This window comes from Corynebacterium sp. HFH0082, from assembly GCF_000411235.1.
Classification (GTDB): domain Bacteria; phylum Actinomycetota; class Actinomycetes; order Mycobacteriales; family Mycobacteriaceae; genus Corynebacterium; species Corynebacterium jeikeium_D.
Genome location: NZ_KE150404.1, coordinates 909,008 through 923,143, shown reverse-complemented (window position 1 = coordinate 923,143; position 14,136 = coordinate 909,008). Strand labels below are relative to the sequence as shown.

Genomic DNA, 14,136 nt, shown 5'->3' with positions numbered 1-14,136 from the left:
TGATGTCACGGTTAACAGATTGTAGCCGGGACCCCGGATTAGATAATCAGCAGTTTCCACCGCAGGGTCTCCGTATTGCTCTCAATGTTGGTGCGTAATCCGTCGGTGTAACCGGAGGCAGAACTGGAGTCGGGCGCTATGCACCGTCGTCAAGCACAAAGAACCCCCGGAAGAGCGTTCAGATATGAACTGCTCAACGGGGGTTCAAAGCTGTGACGGTCAGAAGCCGTCAGCGAGGGGAATTACTCCTCCTCTGCAGCCTCAGCCTCAGTAGCCTCAGCCTCTTCGGCCTTTGCCTCTTCAGCCTGCTTGGAAGCAGCAGCGCGAGTTGCGCGAGTTGCCTCAGCAGTTGCGGTCTCTTCCTCAACCAGAGCGATCAGAGAAATCGGGGCATTGTCGCCCTTGCGGTTACCCAGCTTGATGATGCGGGTGTAGCCGCCGTCGCGATCAGCGAACTGCGGACCGATCTCGTCGAACAGCTTCTTAACTGCGTAGTTGTCGTTAAGCAGCTTTGCAACGTTGCGGCGATCTGCGAGAGTGCCGCGCTTTGCCTTGGTGATCAGCTTCTCAACGTACGGACGCAGCAGCTTGGCCTTGGTGTCGGTGGTCTTAATCTTGCCGTGCTCGATGAGCTGCTTCGCGAGGTTGGCCAGAATCTTCTTCTGGTGCGAAGCGGAGCCGCCGAGACGGGAACCCTGCTTAGGGGTAGGCATAGGTATCTCCTCGTTTTAATGAAGTCGCGTCGGTGAACTACTCGTCGTAGCCAGCGCTTGCGCCATCAGTCCAGTCAGCGTCATCGCCCGAGGCAGCGTCCAAATCAGCGACAGCAGCCGGGTCGAAGTTGTTCGGGGAATCCTTCAGAGCGAGGCCAAGCTCAGCGAGCTTCTCCTTGACCTCATTGATGGACTTGTCACCGAAGTTGCGGATATCCAGCAGATCCGACTCGGTACGAGCAGCGAGCTCACCGACAGTGTGGATCTCCTCACGCTTGAGGCAGTTGTAGGAGCGCATAGAGAAGTCCAGATCCTCAATCGGAGTCTGGTACGCAGCGACATCCTCAGCCTCGCGCGGGCTCGGGCCAATCTCGATGCCCTCAGCAGCCTCGTTCAGCTCACGTGCCAGACCGAACAGCTCAACCAGAGTCTTGCCTGCCGACGCCATCGCGTCGCGGGCGGTGATCGAGTTCTTGGTCTCGACATCGATGATCAGCTTGTCGAAGTCGGTGCGCTGCTCAACACGAGTAGCCTCCACCTTGTAGCTGACCTTCAGAACTGGCGAGTAAATCTGGTCCATCGGAATGCGGCCGATTTCGCCACCGGAGTTCGGGGTCGCCGGCACGTAGCCACGACCACGCTCAACGATCATCTCAATATCCAAGCGACCGGAATCATTGAGAGTAGCAATGTGGTGATCCGGGTTATGAATCTCCACACCTGCTGGGCACTCAATGTCTGCAGCGGTCACCGCGCCTGCACCTTCGCGACGCAGGTAAACGGTAGCCGGCTCATCGAACTCGCTCGAGAGCACCAGACCCTTGATGTTCAGGATGATGTCGGAGACATCTTCCTTCACGCCCGGGATAGTGGTGAACTCGTGCAGCACACCGTCAATGCGGATGCTGGTGACTGCAGCGCCCGGAATGGACGACAGCAACGTACGACGAAGGGAGTTACCGAGGGTGTAACCGAAACCCGGCTCCAGCGGCTCGATAACGAACCGGGAGCGAGAGGAATCAATGTAGTCCTCAGTCAGCGTTGGGCGCTGGGAAATGAGCATTTTCGAAAATCCTCCAGGTGGCGACCGCTATATGACGCCATAGGGAATGAATGGATGCAAGCGAAGTTGGTTATTACTTCGAGTAGAACTCGACGATCAGCTGTTCCTGAAGCGGAATGTCGATCTGTGCGCGTTCCGGGGTCTGGTGCACGAGGATGCGCAGGGACTCAGGAACAACCTGAAGCCATGCCGGGACGACAGCGTCGACCAGGTTCTCCTGTGCCTCTTCGAACCAAATCATCTTCTGCGACTTCGGGCGCACGTCGATGATGTCGTACTGGCTTACCTGGAAGGACGGCACGTTAATCTTCTTACCGTTAACGGTGAAGTGGCCGTGGGAAACCAGCTGACGAGCCTGGCGACGGGTACGAGCCAGACCAGCGCGGTAGACAACGTTGTCGAGACGCGACTCCAGCAGGACGACGAGGTTATCGCCAGTCTTGCCCGGACGACGGTGAGCCTCGGCGTAGTAGCGACGGAACTGCTTCTCCATCACGCCGTAGGTGAAACGTGCCTTCTGCTTCTCCTGGAGCTGGAGCAGGTACTCCGACTCCTTGATACGAGCGCGGCCAGCCTGCCCCGGAGGGTAGGGACGACGCTCAAAGTTCATGTCGCCACCGACGAGGTCGACGCGGAGACGACGGGACTTACGGGTTGCGGGACCGGTATAACGGGCCATTTCTGTTCTCTCCTTACCCTATTCCTAGACGCGACGACGCTTCGGCGGACGGCAGCCGTTGTGCGGCTGAGGGGTCACATCCGAGATCGAGGACACCTCAAGGCCAGCGGCCTGGAGGGAACGGATGGCGGTTTCGCGGCCCGAACCCGGACCCTTAACGAAAACGTCAACCTTCTTCATACCGTGCTCCATGGCCTTACGAGCAGCGTTCTCGGCGGCCATCTGAGCAGCGAACGGAGTGGACTTACGAGAGCCCTTGAAACCGACGTGACCAGAGGAGGCCCACGAGATAACAGCGCCCTTCGGGTCCGTGATGGACACGATGGTGTTGTTGAAGGTGGACTTGATGTATGCGTGGCCCTGAGCCACGTTCTTCTTTACAACGCGACGGCCGGTACGACGGCCGCGTGCGGACTTCGGAGCTGCCATGTTTTACTTCTTCTTTCCGGCGATCGTCTTCTTCGGACCCTTACGCGTACGAGCATTGGTCTTCGTGCGCTGACCACGGACCGGCAGGCCACGACGGTGGCGCAGACCCTGGTAGGAACCAATCTCAATCTTGCGGCGGATATCAGCCTGAACCTGGCGGCGGAGGTCACCCTCGACCTTCCAGGTAGCTTCAATCACGTCACGCAGCGCAGCAACCTGCTCATCGGTGAGAGCGTCGGTGCGCAGATCCGGAGAGATGCCGGTCTTCTCCAGCAGCTCATTAGCACGGGCGGGGCCGATGCCATAGATGTAGGTAAGAGCGACCTCCATACGCTTGTTACGTGGCAGGTCAACTCCAGCAAGGCGTGCCATACGGCAATTTCCTTCCGGTTGATGCGGTGGTTTACTCCACTGCCATCCTTCCCAGACCAGGCCTACTCGGTCGGACGCCGAGTCGCGCAGGTGTTATAGAAAGGCTCCAGCCACCGTTGCCGGAGGTATTCTCGCTTACTTCTGTGGAAAAGATTTCATAAAGAACCACCGCGCCGAACTGTTGAGACACCAGGTCTCAACATCACGCGGCCGTCACCAGAAGCAGCTAGGACGGTGGAGTTTCTGTCTAGTTAGTAAATAAGCCCATAACCACTACCAACAGTGGTCCGGTCAATTTACTTGTAGCGGTAGACGATTCGCCCACGCTCGAGATCGTACGGAGAAAGCTCCACTACGACTCGGTCTTCCGGGAGAATACGGATGTAGTGCTGGCGCATCTTGCCACTGATATGGGCGAGCACCTTGTGCCCGTTGTCCAGCTCCACTCGGAACATCGCGTTCGGCAAGGGCTCGACGACGCGGCCCTCAACCTCAATTGCGCCTTCCTTTTTAGCCATGTCCTCCACGTCTCTCTGGTGGATACCCGGGACAACCCCGGCACCAGTTGGGAAATCTCTACTCTGCCTGGTGTTTTAGCAGTTGCGCGCAGAGATAATCATCACTGCAGCGACACTGCGCCCACACCATCGCCCAACTTTACACGCGACCTGCGTTTTTTACCAAATACGACCACTCTGGGGCCGCCTGCAAGCGACGGCAGGCGGATTCACCCCACGGGGACAGAGGCCATCGCGTCTCAAGTGGCAATATTCTGACCTTTCGCGTGGCCTCTCACGCACTAGTTATTCATATCGAGGAGTCAAAATACGGGGGCCGTCCGCCGTGGCGGCAACTGTGTGTTCCCAATGGGACGCCGGCATTCGATCAGCGCTGACGACCGTCCAGCCGTCGTCAAGCTCATCGCTACCCCACTCGCCGCCGAGAATGAGCATCGGTTCGATGGCCAACACGGAGCCTTCGACGATGCGGGGGCCCTTGCCTGCTTTGCCTTCGTTGGGGAGGAAGGGATCCATGTGCATCTCGCGCCCGATGCCGTGCCCGCCGTAGCCATCGACGATGCCGAGTTCAATATCGTGGCGCAGTTCAGCCTCACGGGTGGCCGTTTCAAGCGCATATGAAATATCGGTGAGGCGAGCACCCGGCACCATGGCCTTAATACCTTCGGCGAGGACCTCCGACGTCGCGATGTTTAGTTTTTCGACATCTTCACTCAGCTTTCCGACACCGAAAGTCAGTGCCGAATCGCCGTGCCAACCGTCCAAAATTGCGCCACAGTCAATCGAGACCAGGTCACCTTCGGATAGAACTGTGGCCGAGGACGGAATGCCATGGACGATAACTTCATTCACGGATGCACAGATAGATGCCGGGAAACCTTCATAACCAAGGAAAGATGGCGTTGCACCCGCATCGGTAATGACCTGATGCGCAATCTCATTGAGATCCGCCGTGGTCACCCCTGGCTTAGCGGCATCTCGGCAGGCTAGCAATGCACGACCGACGATCTCGCCGGCCGCTTGCATCGCATCCAGCTCTCCCTCGGTGCGGGCAGGAACTACTTTACGGCGGCGTCGAAAACTCATCACGCTGGTTGAGTCTACTCTGACTCAGAAAATAGCCACCGGCTAGCCGCATCCCACCACCTACGAAGGCACCGCTACCCCAGCCAGCACTTTGCTTCATGCATTTTTGCATCGCGTTGCATGGGAATTTTTATGGATGTTCATTCGTGACAGTTAATCCGCAATCGGATTGCTACCACTTCCGAGCAATTTACACCCAAAGATGAGCTGCCCTACGATAACTGGCATGCATTCACTGTTGAAGTCCACGCAGATTGGTGGCGTTGTTATTGCTGCCAGCTCGCTTTTCCTGATTGGCGCATGCTCAAGCAACCCCGAACCGTCGCCAGCGCCGACTGTCCCTTCCACTTCCCCTGCCTCGGAATCGCCGGAGGCCCCTGGAAGCACCTCGGGTTTCATGGGCACCTCTGCACTGCCTGAGTCAATCCAGAATTTCACTCCTGATGCTGTTAAGGAAGCGGTTGGCAGCTGCGTCGAGTCGGATGACTCTAAACCCGTCATTTTTGGCAGCGAGAGCGTACATGGCTTCACCTGCGTAATGGCTGTTGGCGACGGCGGCACTGCGATGCTCAGTACGGCCGAGGACCCGGCCACTGTCAGCCGGATTAATGAAAAGGCTGAGTCCGTCGAGAACTACGTGCCATACGAGCTACCCGGCAAGCACGCATTTAGCGGCGTCAACAAGGGCTCCCCTTTCGTTATGGTCATCGACGAGGATAACCGCATCTACCAGGAGTTTGTTTTCGCGAATATTGATGCCGAGGCCGCACAGCCCCTTATCGACGAAATCATTCAGGACTTCCAGTAGCCCCAACCTGCAGTTCAATCCAGGGAACTCACTCAGCATCACCGCTCCGCTGCCGTAACGCTCTGATTTCGCTACGGTCGGAGCGCTTCTGCTGTACTCGCCCCCAGAAGAGTCTTCACCTCCCGCCAGCGTTACCCCTACGCCTCACTATCGCCCGCCCCCTTCGTCATCCACGTCCGCACCGCACCCGCCCGCACCGTTGGGGTCAGCGTCATCCTTATCGCCTTGGTTACGCTTCGCCCCTTTTTGCCGAAGTATTCGCCGCAACCAACGTCCTGGGTTATCAAAAGCGTTTGAATCTTGATTCGAATTCCTGTTGCCCCCTTCCGATGAATCATTCGTCTTTCGGTCTTTTCCTGGCTCAATCCACACCACCCGTTCCGTTTCGACAGGCTCCCCTTCACACTCATCCGGCCGCAACGTCCACCAGGATTTGTCATTCGACCGACTGTCATCAATCTTTCGATGCGTACCGGGGTCAACAAATGTCAGATTTGAAATGTCCGTTGCCCCGCCCCTCGCCCAGGACTCAATATGATGCATATCGCACATAGCCGGTGGCGTAGCTTTGCCCGGCGCGGAAGATCCGCCCTCCTCGCCGCACAGCGCAAGGTACTGGGCCATCGTCCCTAGTCTCTGCGCTCGGCCAAGAAACAGACTCTGCCCCTTGTCTCCCAAAACCTGCAAGAATGAATTTCCGGCCACAACCTTCTCGATCGCCTCAGCGATTGACATTCGCACACCACCATCGCTGATTGCTTTCCCCGCCCCCGGCAGCTTCCAACCATCCGTGCCTTGCAGCTTTACGCCCGCTATTTTCGCGATATCCGAAATATGGGCGACAGTGACAACCGACGTGGTGCCCCGCACCGGCTTTAAGGTCGCACCTATCCCAAAACCGGCATCGACCGCAGCCTCAAGTGCATCATGAAACCGCTGCTCTGGAGCGCGCTCATCCTTAGCGCCTTCCTCCAAGAGTCCACCCGGCCGCCCGTAGTCAGCCTGCAACCTCTTCAGCATCGCCGCGAAGTGCGGCGTAATCAGCCCCGTCAACCGACTCATACCGTCGGCTCGTTGTGGCCCGACCTTCACTCCCCGCAGCCGCTGTCTGTCCTCATCCGTATATGGGTCATCCAATCCCAACATCGCCCGCAGTCGATGTGACAGCGCACCCAAGTCGTCGACACGCACCTGTGTCACAACCTCACTGGCATGCTCATCCAAGGCCTGCGCCACCCGCGCATGTTCTGACTTCGGGAGATCTTTGACAGCTTTATCAATCTTTTGAACCGCATCCGCCCCTACGACCCCTTCGGATACCTTGTCCCGCAGAGCAGGCATTCTTTCATCATCGCTTTTCGACGAAAAAGGCTCCGCTTCCTTCCGGAGCCGCCCTAAACAACTAATTCGCTGACGAGCCTCCGCACGGGAAATATGAGACTCTTCCGCCAGCCAGGCAACTTTCCGGTGATTCGATGAAGGTATCTCCGGCGCAAGCGCCGCCAAGTACTCCGCGTCAACTATGGCTAGGCGCTTCCGAGCCCTCTCAACCAATGCATAGGCGTCTCGCATATGAACTGGTGATAAATCACCGAAGCTCTCCACAACTAACCGAGACAGAGCTTCGAATTGAGTTATCAAGTCTAGTATCTGCGACACCGACAGTGCTTGATTCAGCCCCCTTGACGGCTCCTGACCTTGCGGTTGATTAGGTCGCATCATTCCCCTCCCCTCGAATCCCCTAGAAATCGCTTTCGCTTTTACTTCCCTAACTATCCCCTACTGCATACAAATATCGCACACCCATTCGGGTACGTCAATACTCTTTTTCGTATTTCTTTTCCCTTTTAGCTCCACACCATTCAAGCCAACTAGGCCCCTTCCCGAGCCCACTCAACACAAAAACCACCCTTCCAAACCTCAACGGTTCGAAAGGGCGGCTTCAATAACCATCTACTACAGGTCAAACCCAGCGGCCCGACCAACGCAAAGTTGCCAGAGCACCAATTACCAACACGCCAGAAGCTTAGTTCAGCTTCTCCAGCTCAGCCATCGTGCGCTCGTTAATCTCCTCAACGGATCCCTCGGCGGCAATCTTGATGATCTTCTCCGAGTAGTAATCCAGCAAAGGAGCGGTCTCATTGGTGTACACATGCATGCGGTTGCGGATGACCTCTTCAGTGTCGTCTGCGCGACCACGGGCCAGCATGCGCTCGACTACGACATCCTCAGAAACGTCGAACTGTACGACCGCATCCAGCTCAGTGCCGAGGTTGGACAGCAGACGCTTCAGCTCTTCTGCCTGACCAACAGTGCGCGGGAAGCCATCCAACAGGAACCCCTTGGCAGCGTCGTCCTCATTCAGACGGGACTCGACCATACGCACAGTCACGTCGTCCGGAACAAGGTTGCCGGCGTCGATGTAGGACTTCGCCTCAATGCCGAGCGGAGTGCCTTCACCGATGTTTGCGCGAAACAGGTCACCGGTGGAAATGTGCGGGACACCGAGCTTCTCCGAGAGGATAGCTGCCTGAGTGCCCTTGCCTGCACCGGGAGGACCTACAAGTACGAGTCGCATTACTTCAAGAACCCTTCGTAGTTACGTTGCATCATTTGGCTTTCAACCTGCTTGACCGTCGTCAGCGCAACACTGACCAGAATCAGCAGGGCTGTACCTCCAAACATACCGCCTGTACCGGAGTTCGCGTCGCCAAGCCCCATATCAAGAGCGACATTTGGCAGAACAGCAATCAGCGCCAGGTACAGCGAGCCGACAGTCAGCAGGCGAATCAGGACGTAGGACAGGTATTCAGCAGTCGGACGCCCTGGGCGGAAGCCCGGAATGAATCCGCCGTACTTCTTCATGTTCTCCGCCTGCTCGTGCGGGTCGTACTGCACGGAGGTGTAGAAGAAGGAGAAGAAGATGATCATCAGGAAGAACAGCAGAATGTACTGCCAACTGGACGGCGCCAGCAGGTACTGAATGACATTGCGCTGCCACCAGTTGTCCATGTTCGGATTCGACTGACCGGACTGAACGATCTGGGTGATCAGAACCGGCACGTAAATCAGCGAGGACGCGAAGATGACCGGGATAACACCGGCCTGGTTCACCTTCAGCGGCAGGTAGGTGGAAGATCCGCCGTACTGGCGACGACCAACCATGCGCTTTGCGTACTGCACCGGAATACGGCGCTGTCCCTGCTCAATGAAAATAACGCCGATGATGAGAATCAGCACCGCAACGATCACGGTGGCGAACACGACACCGGTAGTGGAGCGCAGAATGTTCGCGCCCTGTGCCGGCATACCAGCGGCGATACCGGAGAAAATCAGCAGCGACATACCGTTGCCGACACCTCGGTCAGTGATGAGCTCACCCATCCACATGACCAGCACGGCACCGGAGGTCATCACAACGACCATCACCACGAGGTCAAAGACACCCGCATCCTTGACCAGCAGCGACTGCGAGCCACCCAGCAGGGCGCCACGGTCTGCCATGGCCACAATGCCCGCAGACTGCAGCAACGCCAACGCTACTGTGAGGTAGCGGGTGTACTGGGTCATCTTCGTCTGACCCGACTGCCCTTCCTTCTTCAACTGCTCGAAGTGTGGAATCACCACCGTGAGCAGCTGGACGATAATCGAGGCCGTAATGTACGGCATAATGCCGATGCCGAAAATCGCCATCTGCAGCAGAGCGCCACCTGAGAACAGGTTGATCAGCGAGTAAACGCTGGACTGATCTTTCGAAATCTGCTCGAGCTGCGCGTTGACCAACTGGTAGTCGATACCAGGGCTTGGAATCTGCGAGCCGATTCGGTACAGAATGATCATCGTCAGAGTGAAGAAGATCTTCTTACGCAAATCGGGATCGCGCAACGCCGCAATGAGACCGGAAGCCACGTGCATCCTCCCGAGGTCAAGAAATCCGCTTCTCCCACGCTTTTCCCGAAAGACTTACCCGCTTGTCCGCCAGCAGTCTTCCGTTTTAGTTAAGCAACGCGGATGACGTATTCCTCAAACCTTTAATTGACAGTATTTGACGTAGTGAGTCTACCAGCGTTTCTCCATATCGTCGCAATACGCCTCTATATCACCGTTAGTACAGCGCCCCGTCAATCACCTCTTTTCGCTTGACGACGATTCCAGCGCTCATCCCCTCTGAGCCCCCGCCCTCTCATGTGCTCCACCCAACCTTCTCAAACAAAACTTGAACAGTGTTAAAGTTTTGCTCTGTGAGTACCTACAGCATTCGCATGCGCTCCAGCGCCGATGGCTGCCATATCTCTGGCGCTGAGCGTCTTGCACCGGCCACCGAACTACCTCAGCTGGCTTCTGCTATGACTAGCCGTGCACTTCACCACGACAAGGGTCGTCCCGACACAATTCACATCACTGTGGACAAGATCGAAGAGTCGACCATCAGCACCGTGCCGGCGTTAGTGCCCTTTCTAGAGTCGAACTCCAGCCCTGCGGACGCCCGCAAGCTCATTACTCAACGCCTACACGCTGCAGGTATAGAGGCCGCCGATATCGCCGTCGAGATGGCCTATTCACTCACGGGTCTTCGCGGCGCCGCTCTTATCGATGCCTCCTCCGGTGAGCGGCTCGACCCAAACCCAGCCCGCGGTGTACGGGTTTCCACTTTTGATGCCATCTCACACCCCAGCAAGGACTGTGCCAAGGACCATTTTCACGAGGCGCTCATCCTCGCATCCAAGGTTCACAGCGCCCCGGGCATCGTCGCAGAAATCTGCCTCTCCGACGATCCCTTTTACACGCGTGGCTATCTCGCACTGGACGGAATCTTTCACCGTATCCCCAATATCAAGGACCACGGCAGCACTCTTGGTACTCGCATTTTTATCGTTGAACCCGGCACCGATATCCCCGAGTTGATCGATTACCTGGAGAACACGCCGGTCTATATCGAGCTCCCAGCTGACGCCTGCTCCTCGACGGACACCACCGGCCTCAGCAGCGACCTCTCAGCAATCGCCGCCCAAAGGAACACGGCCTGGGCCGGTGCAGGACTAGCCCGCACACTGCGCACTTTCGAAACTGCACAACTACCGCACAGCCGAATTGACGGAGCCGACTATCTATTGTTTTCTTCTTCGGACTACCTCGGCCTGTCCACGCACCCTGAACTCGTCTCAGCTGCCATCGAGGCAATTGGGCATTTCGGCACCGGGTCCGGCGGCTCTCGCCTGACCACCGGCACGAGCATCCACAGCGCACTTGAAAGTGAACTCGCGCAGTTCTTCGGTTTCGACGATGCCGTTCTCTTTGCGACTGGCTACCAGGCGAACCACTCAACCATCGCAGCCATCGCCACCGCCGACGTTGAAATCTTCTCCGACGCCGCCAACCATGCTTCCATCATTGACGGATGCCGCAATGCCCGGGCTAAAGTCACGGTCTTTCCGCACGCTGACTATCAGACGCTCGACCGTCTCCTCGCAACATCCAGCGCCCGCCACAAACTTGTCATCTCCGACTCCGTGTTCTCTATGTCAGGCGAGGTCATCGACGGCCCGGCACTCGAGCGCACCTGTCGCCGTCGCAACGCATGGCTGATGCTTGACGACGCCCACGGCGTCGGCGTTATCGGAGAACAAGGTCGTGGCACTGCAGCGCACCTGGGCATCAGCCCGGACATTGTGGTCGGCACCGCGAGCAAGGCTCTCGGTGTCGAAGGAGGATACGTTCTCTGCTCGGCACCAGTTGGCGAACTACTACGCAATCAAGCCCGCAGCTTCGTGTACTCAACGTCCATGAACGCTGGTTCTGTCGCAGCTATCCGCGCAGCGTTGAAGCAGTTGGAGGTTGGGGACGTCGTCAAGCGATTGCAACGTAATATTGCGCGCGTCCGCTCCCTGGTTGGTGCACAGGCCGACCCCGCATCTGCGATTATCCCGCTGCCCGTCGGCGACGAAGCCGAAGCGATGGACGCCTCAGCACGGTTGGCGGAGCTAGGCGTGTACATACCTGCGATTCGCTACCCGACGGTTCCCCGTGGTGAGGCAATGTTGCGATTGACCATTACAGCGCTCCATACGGACGCTGACATCGACCGACTGGAGCAGGCTCTGCGCAACACCGGCCTGCTGTAAGCGGGCGGTTTGCGCTGCCCTCCCCTCCCCTTTCCTCCCTTTCAATACAAAAAGAGCTCTTAACCACTTGGGTTAAGAGCTCTTTTGTTAAAGCTTAAATGCTTTAGGCCTCAGTGACAGAGCCGCCTGCAGCCTCGATCTTGGACTTTGCGGAGCCCGAGAACTTGGTTGCGGTGACGTTGACGGAGACGTTGATGTCGCCGTCGCCGAGGACCTTCACCGGCTGGTTAGCGCGGACAGCGCCCTTTGCAACCAGGTCGGCGATGGTGACGTCGCCACCGTTCGGGAACAGACGCTCCAGATCCGAAACGTTGACCACCTGGAAGGTGACCTTCGCCGGGTTCTTGAAGCCCTTCAACTTCGGCAGACGCATGTGAAGTGGCATCTGGCCACCCTCGAATGCTGCCGAAACCTGCTTGCGGGCCTTGGTGCCCTTGGTGCCGCGACCAGCGGTCTTACCCTTGGAAGCCTCACCACGGCCGACGCGAGTCTTCTTCTTCTTAGCTCCCGGAGCCGGGGCCAAGTCGTGGAGCTTAATTGGTTCGCTCATGGTTTACCTACTCCCCCGCTACTTCTTCAACCTCGACTAGGTGACGCACAACGTTCACGAGACCGCGCACAGCCGGAGTATCCGGGCGAACGGCGGAATCGTTGATGCGCTTCAGGCCGAGGGTGCGCAGCGAATCCTTCTGGTTCTGCTTGGTACCAGCGGTACCACGGACCTGGGTAATCTTCAGTGCCATGGAAATCACGCTCCCTGACCTGCGCGTGCGCGCAGCATACGTGCTGGGGTGACCTCTTCGAGGGACTTGCCACGACGTGCGGCGACCTCTTCAGGGCGAACCAGCTGCTTGAGAGCATCAACGGTTGCGTGAACAACGTTGATGGAGTTGTTGGTACCCAGCGACTTGGACAGAACATCCTGAACACCGGCGCACTCGAGAACCGGGCGGACAGCGCCGCCGGCAATCAGACCGGTACCCGGAGCAGCCGGGCGCAGCAGCACGATGCCAGCAGCGGTCTCACCCTGAACCGGGTGGGTGATGGTGCCAGCAATCATCGGGACGCGGAAGAAGTTCTTACGAGCCTCTTCAGCACCCTTCTGGATAGCTGCCGGTACTTCCTTGGCCTTGCCGTAGCCGACGCCGACCATGCCCTCGCCGTCACCGACGATGACCAGAGCGGTGAAGCTGAAGCGACGACCACCCTTGACGACCTTGGAAACTCGGTTGATAGTTACTACGCGCTCGATGTACTGCGAACGCTCGTCCTGCTGGCGACGGTCGTTACCGCGGCCACCACGACGGTTGTTGTTCTTGTTGTCAGCGGAGTTACGTCCGCCTTCGCGCTTATCGCGTTCCGACATCACGCATTCCTTCCGTTGGACTTGTAAGTGCGCATTAGAACTTCAGACCACCTTCACGGGCAGCCTCGGCCAGAGCAGCAACGCGGCCGTGGTACTGGTAGCCACCGCGGTCGAAAACGACCTTCTCGATGCCAGCATCCTTAGCGCGAGCAGCAATCAACTCGCCGACCTTGGCGCTCTTGGCCTTCTTGTCGCCCTCGAAGCCACGGAGATCTGCGTCCAGAGTGGAAGCAGCTGCCAGGGTACGACCGATAGAATCGTCGATAACCTGAGCGGTGATGTGGCGGGAAGAGCGGTGCACGACGAGGCGCGGTGCCTCGGAGGTGCCGCGGACGTTCTTGCGCAAGCGTGCGTGACGGCGGGCGCGGGCGACACGACGACGAGTCGAGATGTCCTTGCCTACCGGGAGGCGCTTTTCGTTGGTGTTGCTCATTACTTACCCGTCTTTCCGATCTTGCGACGGATCTGCTCGCCATCGTAACGAATGCCCTTGCCCTTGTAAGGATCATCCTTACGCAGACGACGGATGTTAGCTGCGAGCTGTCCGACCTGCTGCTTATCAATACCTGTGATCGACAGCTTGGTGGTGCCGTCGACATCGAAGGTGATACCTTCCGGTGCTTCGATCAGGACTGGGTGCGAGTAGCCCAGGGAGAACTCGAGGTCCTTGCCCTTCTTGGCGACACGGTAACCGACACCGAAGATTTCCATCTTGATGGTGTAGCCCTCGGTCACACCGACAACCATATTGTTAATCAGCGAACGGGACAGACCGTGCAGGGAGCGGCTCTTGCGGTGGTCATCCGGGCGGTTGACCACAATCTCATTGTCCTTCAGCTCAACGGTAATTGGAGCCGGGATAGAGACAGACAGCTCGCCCTTCGGGCCCTTGACGGAAACGTCCTGGCCGTTGACCTGTGCAGTAACATTTGCCGGGACAACGACAGGGTTCTTACCAATACGAGACATTGTGTAGTTCC

The 14,136-nt window shown here is 57.7% G+C and carries 17 protein-coding genes and 1 pseudogene; 3 read left to right on the top strand and 15 right to left on the bottom strand.

What is annotated here, in order from left to right; all coding sequences use genetic code 11:
- Positions 1-242: 242 nt before the first annotated feature.
- The 7 genes from rplQ to map all read right to left on the bottom strand — a co-directional run bounded on the left by rplQ (position 243) and on the right by map (position 4,860).
- The gene (rplQ, locus tag HMPREF1206_RS03955; protein WP_016422080.1) at positions 243-713 is read right to left on the bottom strand and encodes a 50S ribosomal protein L17; all 471 of its coding nucleotides are present in this window, start codon (positions 711-713) and stop codon (positions 243-245) included.
- 37 nt (positions 714-750) lie between these two features.
- Positions 751-1,776, bottom strand: coding sequence for a DNA-directed RNA polymerase subunit alpha (locus HMPREF1206_RS03950; protein ID WP_016422079.1), 1,026 nt, complete (start codon positions 1,774-1,776; stop codon positions 751-753).
- A 73-nt stretch (positions 1,777-1,849) separates the two neighbouring features.
- Positions 1,850-2,455, bottom strand: a complete 606-nt coding sequence (gene rpsD, locus HMPREF1206_RS03945) for a 30S ribosomal protein S4 (RefSeq protein WP_005509964.1) — start codon at positions 2,453-2,455, stop codon at positions 1,850-1,852.
- Between the two features lie 24 nt (positions 2,456-2,479).
- Positions 2,480-2,884 (bottom strand): 30S ribosomal protein S11, encoded by a 405-nt coding sequence (gene rpsK / locus HMPREF1206_RS03940; protein WP_016422078.1) that lies wholly within the window; start codon positions 2,882-2,884, stop codon positions 2,480-2,482.
- 3 nt (positions 2,885-2,887) lie between these two features.
- Positions 2,888-3,256, bottom strand: coding sequence for a 30S ribosomal protein S13 (rpsM, locus tag HMPREF1206_RS03935; RefSeq protein WP_005509836.1), 369 nt, complete (start codon positions 3,254-3,256; stop codon positions 2,888-2,890).
- A gap of 296 nt (positions 3,257-3,552) precedes the next feature.
- A complete protein-coding gene (gene infA / locus HMPREF1206_RS03930) occupies positions 3,553-3,774 on the bottom strand; it encodes a translation initiation factor IF-1 (RefSeq protein WP_016422077.1) in 222 nt (73 codons plus the stop codon).
- Between the two features lie 285 nt (positions 3,775-4,059).
- A complete protein-coding gene (gene map, locus HMPREF1206_RS03925) occupies positions 4,060-4,860 on the bottom strand; it encodes a type I methionyl aminopeptidase (protein WP_016422076.1) in 801 nt (266 codons plus the stop codon).
- Positions 4,861-5,086: 226 nt separating this feature from the next.
- Between map and HMPREF1206_RS03920 the strand changes: the two genes are divergently transcribed.
- The gene (locus HMPREF1206_RS03920) at positions 5,087-5,668 is read left to right on the top strand and encodes a hypothetical protein (RefSeq protein WP_016422075.1); all 582 of its coding nucleotides are present in this window, start codon (positions 5,087-5,089) and stop codon (positions 5,666-5,668) included.
- Positions 5,669-5,815: 147 nt separating this feature from the next.
- On the opposite strand, the gene HMPREF1206_RS03915 is transcribed toward HMPREF1206_RS03920, so the two are convergent.
- From HMPREF1206_RS03915 to secY, 3 genes are all read right to left on the bottom strand, one after another.
- On the bottom strand, positions 5,816-7,240 hold the full coding sequence (locus HMPREF1206_RS03915; protein WP_231367174.1) for an HNH endonuclease signature motif containing protein: 1,425 nt from the start codon (positions 7,238-7,240) through the stop codon (positions 5,816-5,818).
- 454 nt (positions 7,241-7,694) lie between these two features.
- The gene (locus tag HMPREF1206_RS03910) at positions 7,695-8,246 is read right to left on the bottom strand and encodes an adenylate kinase (RefSeq protein WP_005509947.1); all 552 of its coding nucleotides are present in this window, start codon (positions 8,244-8,246) and stop codon (positions 7,695-7,697) included.
- Positions 8,246-9,583, bottom strand: coding sequence for a preprotein translocase subunit SecY (gene secY / locus HMPREF1206_RS03905; protein WP_042388411.1), 1,338 nt, complete (start codon positions 9,581-9,583; stop codon positions 8,246-8,248). The genes HMPREF1206_RS03910 and secY overlap by 1 nt, the downstream gene beginning before the upstream one ends.
- A 347-nt stretch (positions 9,584-9,930) precedes the next feature.
- Between secY and HMPREF1206_RS11445 the strand changes: the two are divergent.
- Positions 9,931-10,593: pseudogene (locus HMPREF1206_RS11445) on the top strand (6-carboxyhexanoate--CoA ligase); the annotation flags it as partial.
- Between the two features lie 9 nt (positions 10,594-10,602).
- Entirely contained in the window at positions 10,603-11,790 is a 1,188-nt protein-coding gene (locus HMPREF1206_RS11440) for an aminotransferase class I/II-fold pyridoxal phosphate-dependent enzyme (RefSeq protein ID WP_369707171.1), read from the top strand.
- Positions 11,791-11,893: 103 nt separating this feature from the next.
- Here the strand turns inward: HMPREF1206_RS11440 and rplO are convergent, their stop codons facing one another.
- The 5 genes from rplO to rplF are packed head-to-tail and all read right to left on the bottom strand — an operon-like array spanning position 11,894 to position 14,125.
- On the bottom strand, positions 11,894-12,340 hold the full coding sequence (gene rplO, locus HMPREF1206_RS03895) for a 50S ribosomal protein L15 (RefSeq protein ID WP_016422071.1): 447 nt from the start codon (positions 12,338-12,340) through the stop codon (positions 11,894-11,896).
- Between the two features lie 7 nt (positions 12,341-12,347).
- The gene (gene rpmD / locus HMPREF1206_RS03890) at positions 12,348-12,533 is read right to left on the bottom strand and encodes a 50S ribosomal protein L30 (RefSeq protein ID WP_005509843.1); all 186 of its coding nucleotides are present in this window, start codon (positions 12,531-12,533) and stop codon (positions 12,348-12,350) included.
- Positions 12,534-12,538: 5 nt separating this feature from the next.
- Positions 12,539-13,156, bottom strand: coding sequence for a 30S ribosomal protein S5 (rpsE, locus tag HMPREF1206_RS03885; protein ID WP_005510059.1), 618 nt, complete (start codon positions 13,154-13,156; stop codon positions 12,539-12,541).
- Between the two features lie 34 nt (positions 13,157-13,190).
- Positions 13,191-13,589, bottom strand: coding sequence for a 50S ribosomal protein L18 (gene rplR / locus HMPREF1206_RS03880; protein ID WP_005510009.1), 399 nt, complete (start codon positions 13,587-13,589; stop codon positions 13,191-13,193).
- Entirely contained in the window at positions 13,589-14,125 is a 537-nt protein-coding gene (rplF, locus tag HMPREF1206_RS03875) for a 50S ribosomal protein L6 (protein ID WP_005509895.1), read from the bottom strand. Before rplF ends, rplR begins: the two co-directional genes overlap by 1 nt.
- Positions 14,126-14,136 lie beyond the last annotated feature (11 nt).